General features: G+C 43.6%; 2 protein-coding genes. Both read left to right on the top strand.

Annotated features, from left to right (window positions below):
- Window position 1 precedes the first annotated feature (1 nt).
- Window positions 2–901: a cyanoexosortase B gene (gene crtB / locus F6K49_RS47435; RefSeq protein ID WP_293109488.1), complete on the top strand. Its 900-nt coding sequence runs from the start codon at window positions 2–4 to the stop codon at window positions 899–901.
- A gap of 122 nt (window positions 902–1,023) precedes the next feature.
- Window positions 1,024–1,599: cyanoexosortase B system-associated protein (locus F6K49_RS47430; RefSeq protein WP_293109485.1), on the top strand; the 576-nt coding region annotated here is incomplete at its 3' end.

Genomic DNA, 1,599 nt, shown 5'->3' with positions numbered 1-1,599 from the left:
TATGCACATTGGACGCAAAATTCCTATTGCCATTGATCGCTATCTACTGGACGGTTTGATCATCGCTTTGCTAGTCATTATTTATGGTCCTGTGCTGATGCATTGGTATAATGGCTGGCTCAACAAAAGTATCAGCATTACCCATGAATACTTTAGCCATGGTTTGATTGGGCTACCGTTTGCTGCCAATATTGTGTGGACGAACCGACGACGGTGGCATAATCTTACTGATACAGCGCATCCCTTTGGTGTAGTGTTACTGATGATTGGAGCAGTAAGCTATCTTAGCGGTCAATCAGAACTGGTAAATTTATCGTTTCCAATGGTTTTAGCTGGTATGAGCCTATGGTTAAAAGGGATTGGTGGCTTTAAGCTACAAAGTTTTCCTTTGCTGCTAGTGGCTTTGGCAACTCCAACAGCAGTTCCCTATTTGATTGAACCTTATATCTTGCCCCTACAACGCTTTATTGCTGCCATGGCTGCCTTTATTCTGACTCAGTTTGGGATGAATGTCAGACTCGAAGGGATTAACTTGTTCGTAAGTGACCGAATTGTGGAGGTAGCGCCCCACTGTGCTGGTCTTAAGATGTTATTTACTTGCCTGTATGTGAGTTTGATGTTGCTTTACTGGAGCGGTGCTATTGAGTCACGTCTAAAGACTATTTGGCTGTTATCCGGTGCGCTGGTTATCAGTGTTAGTGCTAATATTGTCCGCAATAGTGTGCTTACGTTTTTCCATGGCAGTGGGCAAGATAAGGCATTTCATTGGCTGCATGAAAGCTGGGGCGGCGACCTGTATTCAGCGATGATGTTAGTGATGCTGGTTCTATTAATGAAGTTCATTGAAAAATACTTCCCTTCAGACCCCAACTTGACTCCGTTGGCTAACCATCAAGATTAAACATTATAGTTTTTAATTGGGTGAGGTACACAATTTTGGTATTTTAGGGAACAGGGAATAGGGAACAAAGAATAGGGAAAAAAATATGTGTACCTCAGAAATCCGATAAAGGCTAGAGAATCATGAAATCAGTAAGTTTAATTAAGTTAATTAAGCCCTGGCAAATCTCCAGGGGAGTCTTACTGGTGTTGCTGTTAGTCTTGGTAATAATCGGAGCAGTACCAGGTTACTTGACAGGAAACTGGCCTTGGGCAAAACTGCCACCAGTGACTAACCTCCAACAGATAAAAGTTATCCGCAAGACGGGAATAGAACTATCTGACTGGCAAACTGTTGAGCAACAAACCATAAGGATTGGCGGCCATAAATGGTCTTTGCAGTTCATAGAGCAGGATCAGCAAAAACCAGTGTGGTTATTTTTGCTTCCCCAAAATGGTCCTAAATCCCAGCCACAGGTAGAATGGGAAGATCTTAGCGGATTTATGAGACAACGATTGGGACAATGGAAGACGGATTCTTATAGTCAAATCAAGTTTGTGGTCAACGGATCTGATGTTGAGGAGAAGACCGAGGCTGATCCGACCATCACAACCCAGCCCAAAAGCTACCCCAAAAGTGTGGTTAACGCCCGTTTCTTTCGTGGGTGGAATCAGCGGCAAACCTTCGCTATAGTACAATGGTATGCCTGGCCAGAGGGT

It is taken from the genome of Moorena sp. SIO3I6 (genome assembly GCF_010672095.1).
Note: the sequence above shows the minus strand (reverse complement) of the source record. Positions and strands in the feature narration are given on the sequence as shown.